Source organism: Streptomyces sp. NBC_00513 (assembly GCF_041431415.1).
In the GTDB taxonomy this organism is placed as follows: Bacteria; Actinomycetota; Actinomycetes; order Streptomycetales; family Streptomycetaceae; genus Streptomyces.
The window spans coordinates 7,651,391-7,672,933 of record NZ_CP107845.1; the positions used below are offsets into that span (position 1 = coordinate 7,651,391).

General features: G+C 69.1%; 18 protein-coding genes. 10 read left to right on the forward strand and 8 right to left on the reverse strand.

The features are described from left to right. The first annotated feature begins 114 nt into the window (after positions 1-114). The 4 genes from OHA84_RS34530 to OHA84_RS34545 all read left to right on the forward strand — a co-directional run bounded on the left by OHA84_RS34530 (position 115) and on the right by OHA84_RS34545 (position 5,345). Entirely contained in the window at positions 115-1,041 is a 927-nt protein-coding gene (locus OHA84_RS34530) for a carbohydrate ABC transporter permease (protein WP_266967804.1), read from the forward strand. Between the two features lie 4 nt (positions 1,042-1,045). After that, positions 1,046-2,044, forward strand: a complete 999-nt coding sequence (locus OHA84_RS34535) for a carbohydrate ABC transporter permease (RefSeq protein WP_266967803.1) — start codon at positions 1,046-1,048, stop codon at positions 2,042-2,044. Between the two features lie 86 nt (positions 2,045-2,130). Then, positions 2,131-3,462, forward strand: coding sequence for a sugar ABC transporter substrate-binding protein (locus tag OHA84_RS34540; RefSeq protein ID WP_266967802.1), 1,332 nt, complete (start codon positions 2,131-2,133; stop codon positions 3,460-3,462). A 293-nt stretch (positions 3,463-3,755) separates the two neighbouring features. Then, a complete protein-coding gene (locus tag OHA84_RS34545) occupies positions 3,756-5,345 on the forward strand; it encodes a S8 family peptidase (RefSeq protein ID WP_266967800.1) in 1,590 nt (529 codons plus the stop codon). A gap of 287 nt (positions 5,346-5,632) precedes the next feature. Here OHA84_RS34545 and OHA84_RS34550 read toward each other — a convergent pair whose 3' ends face one another. Both OHA84_RS34550 and OHA84_RS34555 read right to left on the reverse strand, forming a co-directional pair. After that, the gene (locus tag OHA84_RS34550) at positions 5,633-5,887 is read right to left on the reverse strand and encodes a hypothetical protein (protein ID WP_266967799.1); all 255 of its coding nucleotides are present in this window, start codon (positions 5,885-5,887) and stop codon (positions 5,633-5,635) included. After that, positions 5,884-6,762, reverse strand: a complete 879-nt coding sequence (locus OHA84_RS34555) for an oxaloacetate decarboxylase (protein ID WP_266967797.1) — start codon at positions 6,760-6,762, stop codon at positions 5,884-5,886. Before OHA84_RS34555 ends, OHA84_RS34550 begins: the two co-directional genes overlap by 4 nt. 1,889 nt (positions 6,763-8,651) lie before the next feature. Here OHA84_RS34555 and OHA84_RS34560 point away from each other — a divergent pair. From OHA84_RS34560 to OHA84_RS34570, 3 genes are all read left to right on the forward strand, one after another. Beyond that, positions 8,652-8,825 carry a peptidoglycan-binding protein gene (locus OHA84_RS34560; protein ID WP_266967795.1) on the forward strand — a complete coding sequence of 58 codons (174 nt, stop codon included), beginning with the start codon at positions 8,652-8,654 and terminating at the stop codon, positions 8,823-8,825. Between the two features lie 224 nt (positions 8,826-9,049). Next, complete coding sequence (locus OHA84_RS34565) at positions 9,050-10,063, forward strand: FHA domain-containing protein (protein WP_266967793.1); 1,014 nt, start codon at positions 9,050-9,052, stop codon at positions 10,061-10,063. After that, positions 10,044-10,730 carry a hypothetical protein gene (locus OHA84_RS34570; RefSeq protein WP_266967792.1) on the forward strand — a complete coding sequence of 229 codons (687 nt, stop codon included), beginning with the start codon at positions 10,044-10,046 and terminating at the stop codon, positions 10,728-10,730. The genes OHA84_RS34565 and OHA84_RS34570 overlap by 20 nt, the downstream gene beginning before the upstream one ends. Before the next feature lie 287 nt (positions 10,731-11,017). Here the strand turns inward: OHA84_RS34570 and OHA84_RS34575 are convergent, their stop codons facing one another. The 6 genes from OHA84_RS34575 to OHA84_RS34600 all read right to left on the reverse strand — a co-directional run bounded on the left by OHA84_RS34575 (position 11,018) and on the right by OHA84_RS34600 (position 18,138). Further along, the gene (locus OHA84_RS34575; protein ID WP_266967790.1) at positions 11,018-11,227 is read right to left on the reverse strand and encodes a three-helix bundle dimerization domain-containing protein; all 210 of its coding nucleotides are present in this window, start codon (positions 11,225-11,227) and stop codon (positions 11,018-11,020) included. Positions 11,228-11,445: 218 nt separating this feature from the next. After that, positions 11,446-13,449, reverse strand: coding sequence for a family 20 glycosylhydrolase (locus OHA84_RS34580; protein ID WP_371591538.1), 2,004 nt, complete (start codon positions 13,447-13,449; stop codon positions 11,446-11,448). 237 nt (positions 13,450-13,686) lie between these two features. Next, positions 13,687-14,604, reverse strand: coding sequence for a carbohydrate ABC transporter permease (locus OHA84_RS34585; protein WP_266967787.1), 918 nt, complete (start codon positions 14,602-14,604; stop codon positions 13,687-13,689). Then, positions 14,604-15,518 (reverse strand): carbohydrate ABC transporter permease, encoded by a 915-nt coding sequence (locus tag OHA84_RS34590; protein ID WP_266967785.1) that lies wholly within the window; start codon positions 15,516-15,518, stop codon positions 14,604-14,606. Before OHA84_RS34590 ends, OHA84_RS34585 begins: the two co-directional genes overlap by 1 nt. Positions 15,519-15,552: 34 nt before the next feature. Continuing rightward, complete coding sequence (locus OHA84_RS34595) at positions 15,553-16,824, reverse strand: extracellular solute-binding protein (RefSeq protein ID WP_266967783.1); 1,272 nt, start codon at positions 16,822-16,824, stop codon at positions 15,553-15,555. Between the two features lie 513 nt (positions 16,825-17,337). After that, entirely contained in the window at positions 17,338-18,138 is an 801-nt protein-coding gene (locus OHA84_RS34600) for a DeoR/GlpR family DNA-binding transcription regulator (protein ID WP_266967781.1), read from the reverse strand. Positions 18,139-18,513: 375 nt separating this feature from the next. Between OHA84_RS34600 and OHA84_RS34605 the strand changes: the two genes are divergently transcribed. From OHA84_RS34605 to OHA84_RS34615, 3 genes are all read left to right on the forward strand, one after another. Beyond that, positions 18,514-19,452 carry an ROK family protein gene (locus OHA84_RS34605; RefSeq protein ID WP_266967780.1) on the forward strand — a complete coding sequence of 313 codons (939 nt, stop codon included), beginning with the start codon at positions 18,514-18,516 and terminating at the stop codon, positions 19,450-19,452. Further along, a complete protein-coding gene (locus tag OHA84_RS34610; RefSeq protein ID WP_266967778.1) occupies positions 19,449-20,381 on the forward strand; it encodes a 1-phosphofructokinase family hexose kinase in 933 nt (310 codons plus the stop codon). The genes OHA84_RS34605 and OHA84_RS34610 overlap by 4 nt, the downstream gene beginning before the upstream one ends. Before the next feature lie 162 nt (positions 20,382-20,543). After that, entirely contained in the window at positions 20,544-21,494 is a 951-nt protein-coding gene (locus tag OHA84_RS34615; RefSeq protein ID WP_266967776.1) for an SIS domain-containing protein, read from the forward strand. The last annotated feature ends 49 nt before the right edge of the window (positions 21,495-21,543 follow it).

The following is a 21,543-nucleotide window of genomic DNA, read 5'->3' on the forward strand; positions in this document are numbered from 1 at the left end:
GATGATTACGTAAACATTTCTCATCAGGTCCTGCCCCATGCGGCCATTTTCGGCCCGGAGGCCGTCTCTTCCCTCCGGTTGCGGACCTGTCGGTCACCGACACAAGGAACCACCATGACGCTCCTGCCGGCAGCGGCAAAAGCAGTCTCCCCACCCCGTTCTCGACCCCGTGTGCGCGCCCGCGGGAACGCCCTCGTCGGCTGGGGGTTCGCCGGCCCGTTCGCAGCGGTGTTCGTGCTGGTCTTCCTGGCACCCATCGGTTATGCCTTCCAGCTCAGTCTGATGCGCGACCGGCTCATCGGCGGTACCGACTTCGTCGGCGCGGACAACTACGTCCAAGCGCTGACCGATGCGCGGTTCTGGGAGGGATCCGCCCGGGTCGGGTTGTTCCTGCTCGTCCAGGTGCCGATCATGTTGGGGATCGCGTTGCTGGTCGCACTCGCCATCGACAGCGGCCGGTTGTACGGCAAGGCGTTCTTTCGTGTGGCGGTCTTCCTTCCCTACGCGGTCCCGGCCGTGGTGGCCGGTCTGATGTGGGGATTCATCTACGGACCCAGATTCGGCCTGGTGGGCAACCTCAACGAGGCGTTGGGCCTCTCCCTCCCGGATCCGCTCTCCCCCTCACTGATACTCGCCTCCATAGGCAACGTCGTGACGTGGGAGTTCGTCGGCTACAACACCTTGATCTTCTACTCCGCCCTGAAGGTGGTCCCGCGCTCCCTCTACGAAGCGGCCGCGATCGACGGCGCCGGAGAGTGGCGCGTCGTCACCGCGATCAAGTTGCCCGCCATCCGCAGCGCGCTGGTCATCGCGACGATCTTCTCGATCATCGGCAGCTTCCAACTGTTCAACGAGCCCAGCATCATGCAGAACCTCGCTCCCAACGCGATCACGACCAGCTACACCCCGAACCTCTACACCTACTCGCTGGCCTTCTCCGGACAGCAGCACAACTACGCGGCGACCGTCGCCATCGTGATGGGTGTCCTCACCGCGATCATCGCCTACGCGGTCCAGCTCCGCGGCATGCGGAAGGGCTGAGCACATGATCACGAATCCCGCCGACGCCCCTTCGGACACGGTGGAACGCGCCGTCCGCCCCCGGGCGGTACCGGACACCGCCGTCGAGCCCGGACGGACCCCGGTCGCCCGGCCCCCGAAGGCACGGCCCCGTCGCCCCAAGCGCCCCCACACACCGCTCAACCCCAGACCGAGCGTGCCGCTGACCCTGGTGACCGGGCTGGTCCTCGTCTACACCCTCCTTCCCCTCGTGTGGCTGGTCATCAACGCGACCAAGAACCAGCAGGACCTCTTCGACTCCTTCGGCCTGTGGCTCGGCAAGGACTTCCGACTCTGGGACAACATCTCCCGCACACTGACCTACGACGACGGCGCCTTCGTCCGCTGGACGCTCAACACCCTGCTGTACGTCGCCGCCGGCGCGGGCGGCGCGACACTGCTCGCCGTCCTCGGCGGATACGCCCTGGCCGTATACGAGTTCCCCGGCCGCCGCGCCGTGTTCGCCGTGGTCATCGGAGCCGTGGCCGTCCCCGGTACGGCACTGGCCGTGCCCACGTTCCTGATGTTCAGCGGCATGGGACTGGCCAACACCCCCTGGGCGGTGATCATCCCGTCCCTCGTCTCGCCGTTCGGGCTGTACCTGATGTGGGTGTTCGCCGCAGAGGCGGTACCTTCCGAACTACTCGAAGCCGCCCGCATCGACGGCGCCGGCGAACTGCGCATCTTCTTCACGATCGCCCTGCCCCTGCTGAGGCCGGGCACCGTGACGGTGCTGCTCTTCTCCATGGTCGCGACCTGGAACAACTACTTCCTGCCGCTGATCATGATCAAGGATCCGGACTGGTATCCGCTCACCCTGGGTCTCAACGCCTGGAGCGCCCAGGCCCGGACCGCGGGCGGCGAGCCGGTCTTCGACCTCATCATCACCGGATCCCTGCTCACCGTCGTGCCGATCGTCGTGATCTTCCTCCTGCTCCAGCGCCACTGGCAGTCGGGCCTGGCCGCGGGCAGCGTCAAGGAGTGACGCGCCCGGCATCGCCCTTCGTACCGACCCCCATTGCCCTTCGTACCGACCCTCCTCATCCGCACACCGAATCAGGAGCACCACCGATGAGAACGAACAGCCGCCGCCGGATCGTCGCCGCCGTCGCCGTGACGTGTGCCCTGGCCCTCGGCACCACCGCCTGCGGGGCCTCGGACCCGGCGGACGAGAGCGCCGTCAAGGACGTGGCGTCCGCACTCGAAGCCGGAGGCAAGGTGACGGTGTGGGCGTGGGAGCCCACGCTGAAGAAGGTGGCTGCCGACTTCGAGAAGAAGTACCCGAAGGTGGACGTCGAACTCGTCAACGCGGGGACGGGCGACAAGCAGTACACGGCGCTGCAGAACGCCGTCGCCGCAGGCTCGGGTGCCCCCGACGTGGCCCAGGTCGAGTACTACGCCGTCGGTCAGTTCGCCATCGGCAAGGCCCTGGAGGACCTCGCCCCCTACGGCGCGTCCTCCCACGACCAGACCTTCACCACCGGGCCCTGGAGCGCGGTGCGGTACGACAAGGGGATCTACGCCCTCCCCATGGACTCGGGGCCCATGGCGCTGTTCTACAACAAGAAGGTCTTCGACCGGCACGGCGTCGCCGTCCCCACCACCTGGGACGAGTACGTCGAGGCGGCGCGCGCCCTGCACAAGGCGGATCCGAAGCTCTACATCACCAACGACACCGGGGACGCCGGCGCCACGACCAGCCTGATCTGGCAGGCGGGTGGGCGCCCCTACAAGGTGGAGGGCACAAAGGTCGGCATCGACTTCGGCGACGCCGGCACCGCGCAGTACGCGCGCACCTGGCAGAAGTTGCTCGACGAGCGACTGCTCGCACCGGTCACCTCCTGGAGCGACGAGTGGTACAAGGGCCTGTCCGACGGCAGCATCGCGACGCTGTCCATAGGCGCCTGGATGCCCGCCAACTTCGCCTCGGGTGCTCCCGCCGCCTCGGGGGACTGGCGCGTGGCACCCCTTCCGCAGTGGACACGGGGCGCCAAGGCGGGTGCCGAGAACGGCGGCAGCTCCCTCGCCGTGCCCAAGGCATCCAAGAACAAGGCGCTGGCCTACGCCTTCATCGAGTACGCGACCACGGGGGCCGGCGCCACGGCCCGGGTCTCCGAAGGAGCCTTCCCCGCCACCCGGGCGGACCTCGAATCCAAGGCCTTCCTGGAGACGGCCTTCCCCTACTTCGGCGGCCAGCAGGCCAACCAGGTTCTGGCGGACGCGGCCCGAAACGTCGGCACGGGCTGGTCGTACCTGCCCTACCAGGTGTACGCGAACTCCATCTTCAACGACACCGTCGGCAAGGCGTACGTCTCGTCGACGACCCTCGCCCAGGGGCTGGACGCGTGGCGGAACGCGAGTGCCAAGTACGGTGCTGAGCAGGGGTTCAGCGTCGGGAAGTAGCCGGAATCGACAGTGAGGAGGGCGGCATGCGTGCGTGGCACGCGCCGCCCTCCTTTCGTGTGCTCTCCTCCCTGTGGCACGCCGGCCCGGACAAGGCGGCGCCACGAGGCAGCGGTGAGGGAGCTTTTACCTCGGCGCAACACGATGTTCGCGTAAACATGGGAGTCTGTTGGCGGCATCAGTGCCGCGGTTCGCATGGATTGTCATGGACATGAACCCTGGCGGTCCGTGTGAGCGGCTGCGAGCGCTGTGCCATTCCCCGGTGTGCACCACCCAGGAGGAGGACCCCTCTTATGTCAGTGATGCGTCACACCCGTCGACATTCAGTCGGCTTGGCCGCGACGGCTGTCGCGGCCCTCACGCTCGGCACGGCCTTCGCACTCCCCGCCTCGGCCGCCACAAGCAGCGCACAGGCGCAAGGCGTCATCGAGAACGCCGGAACCACGGGCACCGTCCCCGGCAGTTACATCGTCACCCTGAAGGACTCCGCCGCCCGCTCCACGACCGCCGCCGGCAAGGCCGTCGCCAAGCGGTACGGAGCGAAGATCGACCGGACCTACTCGGCCGCCCTCAACGGCTACTCCGCCCAACTCTCCGAGGCTCAGGCCAGGAAGTTGGCCGCCGATCCGGCGGTGAGGTCCGTGGTGCAGAACAGTGTCGTCACCCTCGACGGCGTCGCCACCACCCAGCCCGACCCTCCGTCGTGGGGCCTGGACCGCGTCGACCAACGGACGCTGCCCCTCGATCAGAGCTACAACCCCCCGGACCAGGCCGGTGAGGGTGTGACGGCGTACATCATCGACACCGGTGTGCGGATCAGCCACAGCGACTTCGGGGGCCGCGCCTCCGACGGCTTCGACGCCATCGACAACGACAACACCGCCCAGGACGGCAACGGCCACGGCACCCATGTCGCGGGCACGGTCGCGGGCTCCACCTACGGTGTGGCCAAGAAGGCCAAGGTCGTCGGCGTCCGCGTACTCGACGACTCCGGCTCCGGTACGGTCGCACAGGTCGTCGCCGGCATCGACTGGGTGACGGCGCATGCCGTCAAGCCGGCCGTGGCCAACATGTCACTCGGCGGCCGAGCCAACTCCGCACTCGACACCGCGGTGCGCAACTCCATAGCCTCCGGCATCACCTACGCCGTCGCGGCAGGCAACGAGTACACGGACGCGGGCACCAGGTCCCCGGCGCGCGTCGCCGAGGCCCTCACGGTCGGCGCCACCAACAGGAGTGACGTCAAGGCCCCCTACTCCAACTACGGCAGCAGCCTGGATCTCTTCGCGCCGGGCGCCTACATCGTCTCCGCGTGGAACAACGACGACCACGCCTCCAAGGAGATCTCGGGCACCTCGATGGCCGCCCCGCACGTCGCGGGCGCCGCCGCCCTCCACCTCTCGCAGCACCCGCAGAGCAGCCCGGCGGAAGTCGCCGCAGGCCTCGCGGCCGCCGCCACCAGGGACGTCGTGACCGACTCCGGCCCCGGCTCCCCGAACCTGCTCCTGTACGTCGGTGACGGCACCACGCCGCCGAACCCGGGCACCCGCTTCGAGAACACGGACGACTACCCGATCACGGACCACTCCACCGTCGAGTCGCCGATCACCGTCAGCGGAATCGCCGGCAACGCGCCGGCCGCGCTGCGCGTGCCGGTTGAGATCCGGCACACGTGGGTCGGTGACCTTCGGGTCGACCTTGTCGCCCCGAACGGCACCGTCTACGACCTGCGCACCAACACCGGGAGCAGCGACGACGACATCGTCCAGACGTACGGGGTGGACGCGTCCGCCGTGGTGGCCGACGGGGTGTGGAAGCTTCGGGTCACGGACCTCGCGGACGGCGACACCGGGAAGATCGACTCCTGGGCGCTCCTCTTCTGAGACATGGGGACGGGGGCCGGAACCGGCGGCGTCCGCCGAACCACGATGAGCTGGTGGGGGTGGCCGGTGCACCGGCCACCCCCTGCCGCGCGTGGGCAGCGGCCCGGCGAGAACAACGGCCCGCCCCCACGATCTGACATCAGGGGGCGGGGCGGCCTGGCGCCGATCCGAAGGAGACGGCCGAGCCGGGGGGCGGCCCCGTCTCCCGGCTCGGGAAGGGTGGCCGCCCACCCACTCGGCCGCTTCGGCCACCTCGGCGGGTTCGCCGCCGGAGGCGCCCGGGATCCTCAGTCGCCGTCCTCCGCGGGGTGACTTCCCTGGAGGAGGGTGGCGAGCATGTCGACAGCGCTGCCGTCGTGGTCGCTTCCCGCGGTGCCGCTGCCGCTTTGGAGGTTGGCGCTGCGGTCGACTTCCAGGATGGAGTCGGAGTGGGAGTTGTCGATGACCGTTATGAGGCTTCCTTCGGCTGCGGCGGACGGGGCGGCGGCGCCGAGGACCGCGACGGCGAGGTAGGCGGCGGCCCGTACTCGGGCGCGGGTCATACGATCACGTCCGCGTTGTTTCGTGTGGCCGGCAGGGTGTGGTGACGGCCGATGTTCTTGGCCACGAGGCGGGTGGACTCGGTGACCCCGATCTCCTGGCCGTCCTGGTTGGCGGGGAGGCGTCCGTCGGCGAGACGGAGTTCGGCGAGGGCGGTGTCCATCGCCCGATGGGCGGCGAACAGGCAGGGGGTGCTGTAGATCGCGACGTCGACGCCGAGGTCGGTGAGCTCGCTGAGGGAGAGGCGGGGCGACTTGCCGCCGGCGATCTGGTTGAACAGCAGTGGCTTGCCGCCGACCACCTTGCGGATCCGCTCGATCCATTCGATGCTGCGCACTCCGTCCACCAGGACGACGTCGGCGTCGGTGGAGGCCAGCACTTCCGCGCGGTGGAGGATGTCGGCCTCCTCGGTGGCGTCGGTGCGGGCGACGACGACCAGGTCCTTGCGGGTGGCGAGGACCATGGCGAGCTTGTCGAGGTACTCGTCGAGCGGCAGGACCTGCTTGCCGTCGGCGTGCCCGCACCGGCGGGGCCGCTTCTGGTCTTCGAGGATGACGCCGGAGGCGCCGGCCCGCTCAAGGCCCTCGACGACGTGACAGGCCACCTCGGGGTCCACGTACCCGTCGTCGATGTCGACCAGCAGGTGGTGCTGGGGGAAGGCGCCGCGCAGCCGCTGGACGAAGCCCATCATGTCGGGCCACGCGATGAATCCGATGTCGGGCAGGCCGTAGTAGGAGGCCGCGAACCCGAACCCGGAGACGAACATCCCGTCATAGTGCCCGGCGGCCACGGACGCCGAGTACATGTCGTACACGCCGATCAGCGGCGTCGTGCCCGGCTTCGCGATCTCTTTCCGCAGCAGGTTCCCGTAACTCATGGTCAGACTCCTTCGAGGGGGGCTATGGGCATCGAGGGGGCGCAAGCGGCGCGACATGGCGGCGCTTTACCCAACGCAGATCATTTCCTGACCTTTTACTGGGGAACGGTTACTGCGCCGAGCGCCTCACGCCAACGGCGTAGTGCTTTCATCACAGAAAGGTCCCTGCATCAGTCGGCTTGACCGCCACCGAGGGTCGGCCGTGCGCTGCCTCGGCTCCCGCGGTTCTGCAGCCGGAGCCTGCCGCTGACGGAGCGGCCGGGTCTATTGTCTGTCAAATCCGTTGGATATCTTGGCAGTTGTTCGCACCTCGGAAGTGGGGGCCGAAGGAATCCGCCTTGTCGGGGCGGGGGCCCGGTCGAGAGGGGTACGGGCATGAGTGATGACCAGCGGTCATCTCGCCGGAGTCGACCGGCTGTCGAGCTTGCGAAGCGGGTTGCCGCCGCACTGAGCGCACACGCTCTGTGGGCAGTGATCGTGGAGCTGGCGCGAGGCGAAGCCAACCCCGGCGGTGGAGGCTGGGGGGGGTGAGGCCCCCAGCGCTTCCCGGCCTCCGAGTCGCGAGATCGAAGCGCCCGCCCGCGACCGGGCGTCGCGCGGGCCGACCTGGTTCACGCGGCGGACTCTGGTCGTGGGAACGGAGCGCGGGCGGCTGCTTGATGGGCGTCGCCCCTGCCGCCGAAGTCCTGACCCGGTCACCTTTCACGCCCGGAAACGACTTGATGGTATGTGTTGAGACCTGTTGAAGCATGGTCGAGTTCGCAGGTAGTCTGGACTGCTGGTCGCCCCCAGCCGCGGTCACCTCCCTGCCCGCTCTTCGCGCCCATGCCCGCGCTCCTCGCATTGCCGTCGAGATCTGGGGCGATGTGTCTCCGCAACCACGAGGATGGTTCATGTCCCACCCTTACCGCCGTCGCCGTCCGATGGGCGTTGTCCTGGCCGAGGGGGTGGTGAGGGGAGCCGCGTCGATCGGGACCGCTGTCGCGAAGACACCTGGATCCGGTCCGTTGGCGAGTGGCTTCGAGTCTGGCGGGACGACGTCGTGACGGGGCCTTGCCACAGGCGCAGTCCTCGCGCCGGCGGCACGCTGGTGAGCCCGCCCGGCGGTCTCCATGATCGCCGGCAATGGCCAGGGAGGGATTTCAGTGAGCGCTGAACGCTGCCCGGATTGCGGGACTGTCGGCGCCGCCTGCCGGTGTGCACCGGCTGCGGGTTTCGACCCCATGCGGATCCGTCCTTACGTGACGTTGCCCGACCCCGGCGAGCCGGAGGTACCGACGTTCGCGGCATCGGAATCGGGCGCGATGGCGGCGCCGCACTGGGACACCCCGGCGTACGGAGTTCCGGTACCGCCGGTACACCTGTCGTGGTCGCAACCCGACCCGAGCGCCGCCGACCTGGTTCTCCTTCAGCCGGCCCGCCGGGTGCCTGCCCCCGGAGCGGGTGGGCCGATCGCGGGTAGGAGGGCGGGCCGCGGATCCGAGGAGCGCCCGCCCCGGGCTTTCCGGCGGCCGGCTCCACTTCTGCTCGCCGCCACCGTGGTGATCGCGGTGGGCGGGACGGCCGTGACCTTGTGGACACCAGCCTCCTCCGGAGAGGACGTCATGCTTCCGGATGCCAGGCCGTCGGCTCTCACGGCGAGCACGGTCCTGCCCGGGTCCTCCCCGACCCCCTCCGCGAGATCGTCCGGCTCTTCGATCTCCCCTTCGCGTTCCCCATCGCCGAGCGCCTCCCGCTCGGCGTCTTCGTCAGCCTCTCCCGACCCCTCCCGCTCGCCGTCCCCCTCTGCTTCGCCGAGCCCGTCACCGAGCGCGAGCCGTCCCCCCGGACCCAAGCCGCCGCCCCCCACACAGGCGCCGACCTTGCGGTACGGGGACTCTGGCCCGGAAGTGAAGAAGCTGCAGAGACTGCTGTCCGCACAGGGCCTGTACAAGGGCAAGTTCAACGGCCGGTTCGACTCGGGGGTCAAGCAGGCGGTGGCGGAGTTCCAGGTCGATCGGGGCGTCGATGACGACGGTCGGGGAACCTACGGGCCGGCGACCCGTCAGGTGCTGGAGGGATAGGGCCCACACCTTCGGAGGTGGCGTGGACCTCACCGGATGCTCGGCCGAGACCCTGGAACCAGGTCAGCCGTGCCCCAAGGCCTTCCTCAGAAGTGCTGCCGCGCCGACGAGACGCCCTTGAAACGCTGTCGGCGCAGACTGTCAGAGTGAAGAAGACCTCCGAGTGAAGAACACCTGAGAAGAGACCTGCGGCGATGACGCGGGGAGAAGGGGGAAGCGTAGCCATGCCGACCTGTCCGTACGGGCACCAGTCCGCCTCCGAGGACTGGTGCGAGGTCTGCGGCCACCGCATGGCTGCCGCCACGAGCGCCCCCGCGGCGCCTTCCTACGGCTACGGCTACCCTCCAACGGCCGGTGAGCCGACCGCGCAGGCGGAGCTGTGCCCGCAGTGTCGGACCCCGCGTGAGGCCATGGCCCCGTTCTGCGAGGAGTGCCGGTACAACTTCCCGACGAGTTCGGCGACTTCACATGTCAGCCGGCAAGCCGAGCCGCGCCCGCGCGAGGACGACTGGCTGCTGCCGTCCCGCCCGCACGAACAGCATCCGCACTACCAGCAGCTCCAGGAGCCTCACTACCAGGAGTCCTTCCAGCAGGAGTATTACCAGTACCAACCTCCACCGGAGCAGCAGGAGTACCAGCAGCCTCTGCCTCTGCAGTACCAGCAGCCGCAGTACCAGCAGCCGCACTACCCGATGGAGTACCAGCAGCCTGTGCAGCATCAGGCGCAGCAGCACTACGGGTCCCAGGGTCAGGCCCCGTCCCTCGGCAACGGTGCCTGGAGCGCGACGGTCGGTCCCGACCGGTCGTACTTCCTGGCGATGATGCGGCGCAGCGGCCCCGAGGCGGCCGGGTTGAACATGCCCGCGTACTCGCCCGAGCAGCACCTCGCGCTCTCCGGCGGTCAGATCACCATCGGCCGGCGGCGCGCCTCCTCGGGCGAGTCCCCGGACATCGACCTCTCGGTGCCCCCCGAGGACCCGGGCGTCTCCCACCAGCACGCGGTGCTCGTCCAGCAGCCCGACGGGAGCTGGGCGGTGGTGGACCAGAACTCCACCAACGGCACCACCATCAACGGCGGTGAGGAACCGATCCAGCCGTACGTCCCGATCCCCCTCGGCGACGGCGATCAGGTCCACGTCGGCGCCTGGACCACGATCACCGTCCGTCGGGGCGAGGCCGGGGGCGCCCCGCTGGGCAGCTCGGACTGGAGGGGAACGGATGCTCAAGACGCTGCTTGACCAGTGGACGGCGAATCAGGAGCAGAAACGGGAGATCGCTGCCCAGAAGTGGGAACAGGAGAAGCGCTGGCGGGAGGAAGACCGCGCGGAGAGGCGCAAGAAGGAAGCAGCGGAGAACCAGCTTCTGCTGCAGAGGCAAGCGGAGCAGAGGGCGGAAGCGGAGCGTCGCAAGGAGACGGACGCGGTCTTGACGCGCTGGCACCTGGACGTCATGAAGAGGGCTGCCGCGGTGTCCTACGTGTCGCTGGTCTGCCACGAGAACACCTGGACCTTCCTCGCTCACAAGTCCTTTGGCAACTGGGCACCGACGTGGACCACGAGCACCGTGCAGGAGCGTGCCGGACGTGGCGGACCGGGACCGAAGGACAAACCCTTCAGCAAGGATCCCAAGCTGTCCGTAGGCCGCATCACGAAGTTCGACAACGGCATACAGCGGATCGAGGTGTCCGGTGACAACCTGGTGAGGATCCTGGACAAGCTCTGGGACAGCTCGTTCGGATCCCACCTGTTCGTCGCCATGACGGACACCTCTCCCAACAGGGCCTGGTGCGGTCCGCTCTACAAGCGGTTCAGTGACTGGCTCGAAGAGGTGGAGGCCCTGCCGGCTGATGCTCTTGGACACAGCCTGGTGCTTGACGAGAGGGTTCCGCTCGCGGACCCGAGCTGAAGGGCACGGTTCTGCCGGAGGCGGACGACATCGACCGCGGTCCTGGACGGTTTCGCGGGGGGAGGGGCGGGCTCGGGAACTCGCCGCCACCCTCCACGCCGCCCGTACGGGGCGCGGTCCCGCCGTACCGCGCTGCGCCGGGTTCCCGACTGAACCCGGCCGCCCCACCGACCGACGCCCGAGGGCCGTACTCGTGCGGGCGAGTCGAAGCGACCGTCACTCCGCGGGCCGCTCTCGGCCGCGTCATCGGCGCGCGGCGGCACGGTCTGCCCTGGCCGGCGCGTCGATCAAGGGCTGTGGTGGGAGCCCTTGTCGAGAAGGTCGCCGGCCCTGCGTTCGAGGAGGACCGGCAGGTAGGCGCGCACCCGGGCGTACCGGAGCTCGTCGTAAGCCGTCTCCACGGCGCTGTGGACAGCTCCGGCGTCGAGGCAGGGATGAGCCCGCAGCAGACGCTCGGCGATGTGGTGGACCATGAGGGCGTCCTCGGTTTCCATCATTCGGCTCTTCTATCCCGGATACGGGTTCCTCATGGCCGCCTGATGACACACGGCTTGGACCGTGCCATACATGGCCAGTTGGCAGTCCTCCCGCACACGGGAGCGGCCGCGGAGGTCGCCGTCCTGCGGCCAACCCGCTCCGAACGGCCCTGAGGCGCGTCCGGAGCGGGGAAGGGGCCGGACCGCAGTGGGGGAAGGTCGGCCGACCCGGGGGAAGGTCAGTCGACCGTCCAGCGCTGCAGCGCCGTGCCGGTGGCCTTCTGCTGGGTCACCTTGGCGCCGTCGGTGGCCGAGGCGGCGGTGAGCACCAGGCCGCTTCGGGCGGAGGCGATGGTGTGCTCGCCGTCGGCGAGCGGTGTGACCTTCCAGCGCTGGCCGATCTCGCCCGTACACGTCCGCTGAACGGCGGCGGCGCCGGACGACCTGGAGCCGTTGGCCACATCCAGGCACATCCCGGATGTCTTGTTGATGATGGTGTAGGAGCCGTCCGACTGCTTGGTGAACGTCCACGTCTGATTGCGTCCGCTGTTCGGCGCCCACAGGACCATGGCGGCGCCGTCGGTCGTGGAACCGCCCGGGTTGTCCAGTGACTTGCCTCCTGTCTCGACGCTGTGCGCACCCTCCACGACCTTCGTGACACCGGGCCAGGGAATGCCCGGGGCGGGGTGGTAGCCGATACCGGCCGCGGTCCAGCGCGGTCCCTGCTGGGCCAGGCGCCGGCGGAAGTCCTGCCAGTCGCGGGCGGACTGCGGGGTCCAACCGACCTCGGCGAGGGCGGGCAGGCGGGGGAAACTCATATACTCGGCGTAGGCGTGGGGTTCGGGCCAGCGGGTGGTGGGGGTCGGCAGCGCGTCGCTGCCCTCGTAGGCGCGGTCCGCCCACAGCGCGGCCTCGACGCCGGCGATCTGCCCGGCGGGGACGATCGAGCCGGTGCCGTCCGGCTTGGCGGTGGCCTTCGCCGGGTCCCACTCGTAGGACTTCTGCACCGGCACGTAGCCGGACCAGCTCAGTCCGTAGGGGGTGGACACGTCGTACTTCATGTCCAGGTAGGCGTGGTCGGAGGGCGACATGACGAACTTGGCGCCCTGGGCCACCCCGCTGCGGACGAAGCCGATGGTCTCGGTCTCATCGGCCGTGCCGATGCTCTCCCGGTCACCCTCCTCACCCCAGTACTGCATCAGGCTGCCCGCGGGGATCGCGGCCTGACCGAGCTGGTGCCAGCCCATCACGGTCTTCTTCCGTGAGGTGGTGGTCGAGGTGGCCGCCTCGACGTAGGCGGCGTACTGGGACGGGGTCGCCTGCGGGGTCTCGTCACCGCCGAGGTGAATGTAGGGGCCGGGCGTGAGCTTGGCCACCGCCTTGATGACGGTGCGCAGGAAGCGGGTCGTCTCGGCCGTGTGCCGCTCGTCCTCCAGGCAGTAGAGGCTGATGCCGACGTCGAATCCGGAGTAGGGAGGCTTCGCCTTGTCGTCACAGTTCAGCCCGGGCACCGAGGCCAGCGCGGCCCGGGTGTGGCCGGGCCCGTCGATCTCCGGTACCACGGTCATGAAGCGGGACTGCGCGTAGGCGACGATCTCCTTGTAGTCCGCAGCCGAGTAGTACCAACCGCTGCCGTGGGTGAAGCCGCTCTGTGTACTGGCACCGACCTTCGTCAGCTCCGGAATCGCGTCGATGGCGATGCGCCAACCCTGGTCGTCGGTCAGGTGCAGATGCAGCGTGTTGATCTTGTACGCCGCGGCCTGGTCGATGTAGCGCTTGACCTGGGCCACGGGGTAGAAGCGGCGGGCGACGTCCAACATCACGCCTCGGTACGCGTACCGGGGCGAGTCGGAGATCCGTACCGGGGAGACGGTCCAGGGGCCGGGCGCTCGGGTGGGAGACTCCACTGCGGCCGGGAGGAGTTGGCGCAGCGTCTGCACACCGCGGAACAATCCCTCGGCTCCGTGGGCCCTCACCACGACTCCGTCCTTGTCGGACGACAGCGTGTATCCCTCGGCGCCGAGCTCCTCGGGGCCGTTGGGGTCCAGGACGACGGCCTGCTTCGGCGCCCGCGAGACCGCGACGACCGGCAGGGTGTGGCCCGTTGCCGGGGCGAGAACCTTGGCCAGGTAGGTGCCGACGCCGAGCGCAGCGGGCTTCTTCGACAGGACGGCGATGCGCGTCCGGGGGGTGAGGGTGAATCCCCTGCCCGCCATCGGCAGGTGGGACACGGGCTGTGGCACGAGGGCTGAGGGGGCGGCCGGGGGAGGAGCGGTCGCCGCCTCGGAAACCGTGGCCGACAACGGGAGAGCGAGGACGACTGTGGCGAGTGCGGCGAGACATCGGCCTCGTCGGCGCAACCAGCGCATGGTTGACTCCTTCGGACGGTGGTGCACGGAGCCGCCCGCGGGCGGCCGGATTTCCCGCGTACGCCATCGCCGAGCGCACCGTGGTGGGGGGCGGTCGGGGCGGCCGGCGGGTCACTTGACGGATCCGGCGGTGAGACCGGAGACGACCTTCCGCTCGATGAGCGCGAAGAGGACGACGACGGGCACGATCGCGATGACCGAGCCGGCGAACAGGTAGTTCCATTGGACGGTGTAGTTGCCGATGAAACTGTTGATGCCGACCGTCAGCGGTTGACTCTCCGGGATGGTGGAGAGGGTGAGGCCCATGACGAATTCGTTCCATGCCGAGATGAAGGTGAAGATCATCGCGGTGACGACTCCCGGCATCGCCAGGGGCAGGGTGATGCGCAGCAGCGCTCCCGCCCTCCCCAGGCCGTCGATCATGGCCGACTCTTCGAGGGCTTCGGGGATGGAGGCGAAGTAGGCGGTGAGGATCCAGATCGCGAAGGCCAGATTGAAGGCCGCGTTGCACAGGATCAGGGTCCATACGGAGTTGAGCATGCCCAACTGGTAGAACTCGCGGTAGAGACCTACGAGCAGCGACGTGGGCTGGAACATCTGCGTGGCGAGGACCAGCAGAAGGAAGAGGCCGCGGCCCCGGAACCTCATGCGCGCGGTGTAGTACGCGGCGGGGATGGCGACCAGCAGGACGAGCAGGGTGGATCCCGCGGCGACCAGCAGCGTGACCCGCAGGTTGGCCCCGAGGTGAGACTCGCGCCATACGTTGACGAAGTTCGCCCACTCGAACTCGGCCGGCAGATAGCCGGCGTCGCGCAGTTCGCGCGCCGGCCGCAGCGCGGTGATCACCATCTCCGCGTACGGAAACAGGAACACGGCCGCCAGCAGCCATGCGACGGCGGCGACCAGCAGGGTCCGCGCGCGCAGGGTGCGCTGAGGTCGTGGCGTGCCGGGTCGGGTGCCGCCGGTCCGGGAGCGGGAGACCGAGGCGGGCCGGTGGGTCTTCGAAGGGGTGAGGGTGTTCTGGGCCATCAGCTCTCCTCCTGGTTCCAGCGGGAGACCTTGAGGAAGAGGACGACCATGACCACGACGAGAGCGAAGTTCACGACGGACATCGCCGCGGACTGGCCGATGTCGGAGTTCTTGAGCTGGTACATGAACACGGTGGTGGTGGCGGTGTCGCTGTCCGGGCCACCGCGGGTCATGCTCCAGATGACGGGGAACGAGTTGAAGACGTTGATCAGGTTGATGACGACACCGACGAGGAACGCCGGCCGCAACAGCGGGAGGGTGATGCGCAGATACGTCTGCCAGGTGGTGGTGCCGTCCACCTTCGCCGCCTCGTAGACCTCGCCCGGGATGGTCTGGAGTCCCGCGAGCAGGGTGTAGGTGGTGAACGGCAGGGAGACGAAGACGGCGACGAACATCATCCAGGGCCAGGCCGTCGAGGGGTCGCCCAACCAGTCCTTGGGGCCGTCGATGAGCCCCAGATCGCGCATGAGCGTGTTCAGGACGCCGGCGGTCTGATTGAGCATCCACTTGAAGCCGATGGCGGTCATCACGACCGATGCGGCCCAGGGGGCGATGAGGGCCCAGCGGGTGACGCGCCGGCCGGGAAACCTCTGATTGAAGAGCTGGGCCAACGCCAGCGACGTCACCATGGTGGCGGTGACCACGACCACGGTCCACACCAGGGTCGACACGACGACCGAGGGCAGTGACGGTTCGTCGAACAGCCGCTTGTACTTGTCGAATCCGGCCGAGCCCCGGACGAATCCGCTGCTGCTGATCTTCAGGAACGAGGTGCGGACCATCTCGTAGACCGGCCAGAGCACGACCAGGACGATGAGCAGGACGGCGGGCCCGATCCAGGGCAGGGGCCCCAGCCGGGCCAGACCGCCCCGGCCCTTGCGGCCGGAGCCGGCCGTGGAGGAAGTGGGGGACACGAGGGTGCCTTTCGTGAGGTGCGGTTCGCGTGGCCTACTGGTCGGAAACCGCGTCCTCGGCCTTCTTCTGCAGCTCGCCCAGCACCTTGGCCGGGTCGTTCACGGCCGTGCCGCCGCTCTTCTTGATCTCGGCGGAGACGGCGTCCCAGGAGGTGTCGCCGAGCGGGTAGAAGACCGCGTTCGGCAGCAGCGCGAAGAAGGGCTCGAGGTCCTTGTGCTTGCCGTTGCCGGTCATCTCCTGGAGCGTGTCCTTGGTGACCGGCATCAGGTTGTACAGCTCATCGAACTTCAGCGTGTTCTCCTTCGAGTACGCGAAGTCCAGGAACTCGCGCACCTCTTCCTTGTGGCCGTTGTCCTTGAACGCCATCATCCAGTCGGCGACACCCAGCGTGGACTTGAGCGCGCCCGTTCTTCCGGGGATGGGCACGACGCCGTAGTCGACCTTGCCGTCCTTGGACATCTGGAGCAGAGAAGGGTGACCGTTGAGCATCGCGGTCTTACCGGCCGCGAAGTCCGCGAACGCGGTCTTGCGGTCCGTCGTCGCGGGGTTGGCGTAGGTCAGGCCGGGAGTGACGAGGTTGGTCTTCAGCCAGGTGAACGACTCGACGTTGGCCCTACTGTTCAAGGTGTAGGTGCCCTGGGCGTCCGTGAACCCACCGCCGTTGCCGAACTCCCATATCAGCGACTCGCCTTGGGCCTCCTCGGGACCGAGTGGCAGCGCGTAGGGAGTCACGCCCGGCACCGTCGCCTTGATCTTCTCGGCGGCGGCCTTGAGGTCGTCCCAGGTCTTCGGCGCCTCGGTGATGCCGGCCTTGGCGAAGACGGTCTTGTTGTAGAAGAAGGCCCGCGCCGAGGAGACGAAGGGTATGCCGTACCGCGTGCCGTCGACCTCACCGGCCTTGGCGAAGCTGTCGATCAGGTTGGCGCGGGTCTTCTCCGACAGGACCTCGTCCGCCTTGTAGAGCAGGTCGTCGGCGACCTTGTCCGCGTAGCCGCCGGTTTGTAGGACGTCCGGAACGTTACCGCTCTGGATCATCGTCTTGACCTGGGAGTCGATGTCGTTCCAGTTGATGACCTGGACGTCGACCTTGATCTTCGGGTGGGTGGCGGTGAAGCGCTGCGCGACGTCCTTCCAGTAGGCCGTCGAGCTGTTCGAGGCCTTGTCGCCGTAGTCGGCGGCCACCAGCTTGAGCGTCACGTCCTGGCCGTCCGATGCGCCGGCGCCGCCGCTGTTGCCACCGCAGGCCGTGAGGGTGAGTGCCCCGAGGGCGCAGGTGCATGCCGCCACGAACATCCGCTTGTTCATCGTCAGTACCGCCTTTTCTCCTGGCCGGCCGAGGCGACACGGCCCATGGGGGTCCGGGACTACGGCAGATTCGGAGCGTGCGCACATCTGAAGTATCCAAATGGTTTTCGCTCAGGAACGAGCATCTGCTGTGGGCAGAGTAAACACGAGGAAGGAGGTTCAGAACCAGACCTGTTACGCAAAAGATGCCTTCCGATCAAGGGGCGACGTCGGTAGGCCTGTGCGGGAGCGGGTGGAGGGCTCGAACCGGGCATCCATTGGCAGTCGAGGCCCCCCGCGCGGCCTTCGGGGACGCGACAACCGGGTACGGGGCCTCCGGGTACGGGGCTTCCGGGTACGGGCAGGCCCGTTTCGCGAGCGCGCCCCGGAGGCCGTACGGGGAGGATCTGGCCGCTGCCGCGAAGGCGGGTGCGGGCGCGCGGCAGGCGCAGGCGTGCCCGGCACCTCGGGGTCGACGGGCCACCCGGAACCACCTCCGGCTTGGTGGCGGAGGTGCGTGAACAGGAGGGGCCGTCAGACGGTGAGTACCTCGATACCCGCCTCGGTGAGCCGCGCGGCCATCTCGGGAGCGATGCCGGAGTCGGTGACTATCACGTCGATCCGGTCCAGGCCGCAGATTCTGGCGAAGGCGCGCTTGCCCATCTTCGAGGAGTCGGTCGCGAGGATCACTTTCCGGGCGCGCTCCGCGAAGAGCCTGCTGATGCCGGCCTCGTCCTCGTGGTGTGTCATGACGCCGAGCTGCGGATCCACACCGTCGACGCCGAGCACGGCGACGTCGAGCACCACCTGGTTCAAGACCCCCTCCGTCAGCGGGCCCACCAGCTCATAGGTCTGGGGGCGCGCGACGCCGCCGGTCAGCACGATCTTGAACTGCGGACGCACGGCCAGTTCACCTGCGATGTTCAGCGCGTTGGTGACGACCGTGTAGAGGGGACCCGAGGGGCTTTCCCCGCGCTCGGCCGTCGATCCGCCCGCCCGGAGCACCAGAGCCCGGGCCACCTCCGTGGTGGTGGTGCCACCGTTGAAGCCGACGACGTCACCCTCGCTCAGCAGGTCTGCCACGGCGTTCGCGATGCGCTGCTTCTCCGTGACCCGTCGCGAGGACTTGTAGCGCAACGGAAGCTCGTAGGAGACGCCGTGCGCGATCGCCCCTCCACGTGTGCGGACGAGCAGCTTCTGCTCGGCCAGTTCGTCGAGGTCGCGCCGGATGGTCGCCGGCGACACCGCCACCGAGGCGGCCGCCTCCTCCACGTCCAGCTTGCCGTCGACCGCGAGCAGTTCCATCAGCTTGCTCCACCGCTCCTGCTTTGACATGCGCCGCATCCCCTCCGTGCCTCGGAACCTCGAATGGCGCGCACCGAGGGCGAGGGCCGCCAGAGCGGTCTGTCGGTCCTCAACAGGTATGCGCGAAGTTGATCGTAACGCCGCGGTCCCGCGCACCACGTGGCGTGCGCGATTCGTGCACGCCAGGGAAGGTCGCAGGCCCGCGGCTCTGGACGTGGCGTACCGTGCCGATGAATACTGCGCTCACACGTCATGCAAGATATCGCTCGATGCGGGGTGTGAACGCGCATGTTTGATCGTGATGGTGGTTCGGCATCGATGGTAAGGACAGTGGCGCCTCCGGCGCGCCCGTCCTCCTCGTCCGAAGGCCTGCCCGTGTCCGGTGACCCTCTCGGGTATGGATGTGTGCTGGGCCTCGACGTCGGCGGCACCGGCATGAAAGGCGCGATCTTCGACCACGGCATGCGTCCGCTGGACACCCTGCGCAGGGACACGCCGCGAGCCGACGGCCCGACCGCGGTCCTCGCCGCCATCGCCGACACCCTGCTCACTCTGAACCGGATGGCCGGCCGGCGAGGGCTGTCGGTGCACCACGCGGGCGTGGTGGTCCCGGGCATCGTCGACGACGACCGGCAGAGGGCCGTCTGGTCGGCCAACATCGGCTGGCGCGATCTGCCGCTCGCGGCCCTCCTGGAGGCGCGTACCGGGCTGCGCGTCACGCTGGGCCACGACGTACGCGCGGGCGGCGTGGCCGAATGCGCCCTCGGGGCGGCTCGCGCGACACCGAACGTGCTCTTCGTGGCCATCGGCACCGGAATCGCCGCCGCCCTCGTCTGCGACGGCAAGGCGATCCGATCCGGCGGATACGCCGGCGAACTCGGTCACGTCGTCGTCGAGTCCGGTGGTGCGCCGTGTGCCTGCGGAAACTCCGGCTGCCTGGAGACCGTGGCATCCGCCCCCGCCGTCGCGGCCGCGTACACGGTGCGCACCGGGCGGGCGGTGACCGGTGCGGCCGAGGTCGCGGCCTTGACCGCGCAGGGCGACCCCGTGGCGCGAGCAGTCTGGAAACGGGCGGCGGACGGACTCGCGGACGCGCTGACGATCGCCACCGCCCTGCTCGCGCCGGAGCTGATCGTACTGGGCGGCGGCCTCGCCGAGGCCGACCGGCTCCTGCTCGACCCCGTGCGCACCGGGCTGGAAGAACGCCTCACCTTCCAGCGTCGCCCCGCGCTCGTCCGCGCCCGGCTGGGAGATCAGGCCGGGTGTCTCGGCGCGGGTCTCGCCGCCTGGCAGGCAGCAGGGCACGTCGCGGCCACCCGGCGAACAGGAGCGAGCACCCCGTGATTCTCACCGTCACCTTGAACGCCGCCCTCGACGTCACCTGGGGCGTCGACAGTCTGCGACCCCGCACCTCCCACCGGGTCGACACCGTGCACGAACGGGCGGGCGGCAAGGGAATCAACGTCGCCCGCGTGCTCGGTTTCCTCGGACACGCCCCGGTGGCGACCGGCTTCGTGGGCGGGGTCACCGGCCGCCTGATCCGAGACGGGCTGCGCACCGCGGGCATCCGGGACGCGTTCCTCGACGTGACCGGCGACTCGCGGCGAACCCTCGCCGTCGTCGCGCGCGACGACGGCGACGCCACCGTCTTCAACGGGCGGGGGCCGCACGTGGGCCCCGCCACATGGCGGCTCTTCTCCCGGCACTACGCCGAACTGCTCGCCGGGGTAAGCGTGGTCGTCCTGAGCGGCAGCACCCCGCCCGGCCTCCCGGCGGACGCCTACGCACAGCTGATCGACACCGCTTCGGCGGCCGGCGCGCTCACGATTCTCGACACCAGCGGCGCCGCCCTCCTCCACGCTCTGCCGGCCCGCCCCGACGTGATCAAACCCAACGCCGCCGAGGCCATGGAGGCGGCGGGATGCGAGGACCTGGCGCAGGCCGCCGCCATGTTGCGGGCCGGGGGAGCCCGGTCGGTCGTGACATCCGTCGGGGCCGACGGCCTGTACGCGCACACCCCCGAGGGAGCCTGGCGGGCAGTGCCCCCCGAGCGACTGTCCGGAAACCCGACGGGCGCCGGCGACGCCTGCGTGGCGTCGATCGCGGCCGGACTGGAGGCCGGATCGGCGTGGCCGGACATCCTGCGTGCCGCCGTGTCGCTGTCGGCGGCCGCGGTCCCCTGCCAGGCCGCGGGCGACATCGACGCCGCCGTCCACCGCCGGTTCCTCTCCGAGATCCACGTGGAGGAAGTGCGTCCGGCCCGCTCTCGCTGATGCCGCCACCGGGCAACGCACCCCCAGCGGCAGCCGCTCTGCATGATAATGCTCGATACGCCGAGTATTCGAGCAACAATTGACATCATGAATGTTCATGGAAGAGCATCTTGAGACTCCCGGACGACACAACCCCGGCCGGCCCGAACACAAGGAACCGACGTGCCCCCTCTCGACACTTCCCGTACCTCCGTCGAAATCGCCTCACAGCCCGAGACCTGGAGGCGAGCGGCCCAGTCGGTCGGATCCTTCGCCGACGGCCTGCCCCGGCGCGGTGAACGTGTCGCCGTGGTCGGCTGTGGCACCTCCTGGTTCATGGCCCACGCCTACGCGCGGTTGCGCGAAAGCGGCGGCCACGGCGAGACCGACGCGTTCGCGGCCTCCGAGTTCCCCAGAGGCCGCGCCTACGACCGGATCGTGGCCATCACACGCTCCGGCACCACCACCGAGGTCCTCGACCTGCTGGCGAAGGCCAAAGGCACCGCCGAGACCACCGCTCTCACCGCCGACCCGGCCACGCCCGTGATGACGGCCGCCGACAACGTGGCGGTACTCGACTTCGCCGATGAGGAGTCGGTCGTACAGACCCGGTTCGCCACCACCGCACTGGTCCTCCTGCGCGCACATCTGGAGGCCGAAGGCGCCCTGTCGGCCGAGGTACGGCCCATCGCGCAGGCCATCCAGGACGCCCGGCACGCCATCGAGCTTCCACTGAGTCCCGAAGTGCGCGGCGCCGAGCAGTTCACGTTCCTCGGAACGGGCTGGTCCTACGGGCTCGCGCTCGAAGCCGGTCTGAAGATGCGCGAGGCCGCCGGGGCCTGGACCGAGGCATATCCCGCCATGGAATACCGCCACGGTCCCATCAGCATCACCGGCCCCGGCCGCGTCGCCTGGTTGTTCGGCCCCGCCCCCCAAGGCCTCGCCGACGACATCGCACGCGTCGGCGGCCTCTTCCGCTCCGCGTCGACGGACGCGCCGGGGGACATCGACCCGCTCGCCGACCTGATCGTTGCCCAGCGCCTGGCCGTACTCGTCGCCGAAGCCCGCGGGTACGACCCCGACCGCCCGCGCAACCTCACCCGTTCCGTGATCCTCGGCACTGCCGCCGCGTGAGGAGCACGGGACTTCCCTCCCCGCCGGCGGGAGTCCAGGACGTGTCCGG

What these genes read in the sequence shown, in the direction of transcription:
- OHA84_RS34530 (WP_266967804.1), top strand. Translation starts at nt 115, where the DNA reads ATGACGCTCCTGCCGGCAGCGGCAAAAGCAGTCTCCCCACCCCGTTCT.
- OHA84_RS34535 (WP_266967803.1), top strand. Translation starts at nt 1,046, where the DNA reads ATGATCACGAATCCCGCCGACGCCCCTTCGGACACGGTGGAACGCGCC.
- OHA84_RS34540 (WP_266967802.1), top strand. Translation starts at nt 2,131, where the DNA reads ATGAGAACGAACAGCCGCCGCCGGATCGTCGCCGCCGTCGCCGTGACG.
- OHA84_RS34545 (WP_266967800.1), top strand. Translation starts at nt 3,756, where the DNA reads ATGTCAGTGATGCGTCACACCCGTCGACATTCAGTCGGCTTGGCCGCG.
- OHA84_RS34550 (WP_266967799.1), bottom strand. Translation starts at nt 5,887, where the DNA reads ATGACCCGCGCCCGAGTACGGGCCGCCGCCTACCTCGCCGTCGCGGTC.
- OHA84_RS34555 (WP_266967797.1), bottom strand. Translation starts at nt 6,762, where the DNA reads ATGAGTTACGGGAACCTGCTGCGGAAAGAGATCGCGAAGCCGGGCACG.
- OHA84_RS34565 (WP_266967793.1), top strand. Translation starts at nt 9,050, where the DNA reads ATGCCGACCTGTCCGTACGGGCACCAGTCCGCCTCCGAGGACTGGTGC.
- OHA84_RS34570 (WP_266967792.1), top strand. Translation starts at nt 10,044, where the DNA reads ATGCTCAAGACGCTGCTTGACCAGTGGACGGCGAATCAGGAGCAGAAA.
- OHA84_RS34575 (WP_266967790.1), bottom strand. Translation starts at nt 11,227, where the DNA reads ATGATGGAAACCGAGGACGCCCTCATGGTCCACCACATCGCCGAGCGT.
- OHA84_RS34585 (WP_266967787.1), bottom strand. Translation starts at nt 14,604, where the DNA reads ATGGCCCAGAACACCCTCACCCCTTCGAAGACCCACCGGCCCGCCTCG.
- OHA84_RS34595 (WP_266967783.1), bottom strand. Translation starts at nt 16,824, where the DNA reads ATGAACAAGCGGATGTTCGTGGCGGCATGCACCTGCGCCCTCGGGGCA.
- OHA84_RS34600 (WP_266967781.1), bottom strand. Translation starts at nt 18,138, where the DNA reads ATGTCAAAGCAGGAGCGGTGGAGCAAGCTGATGGAACTGCTCGCGGTC.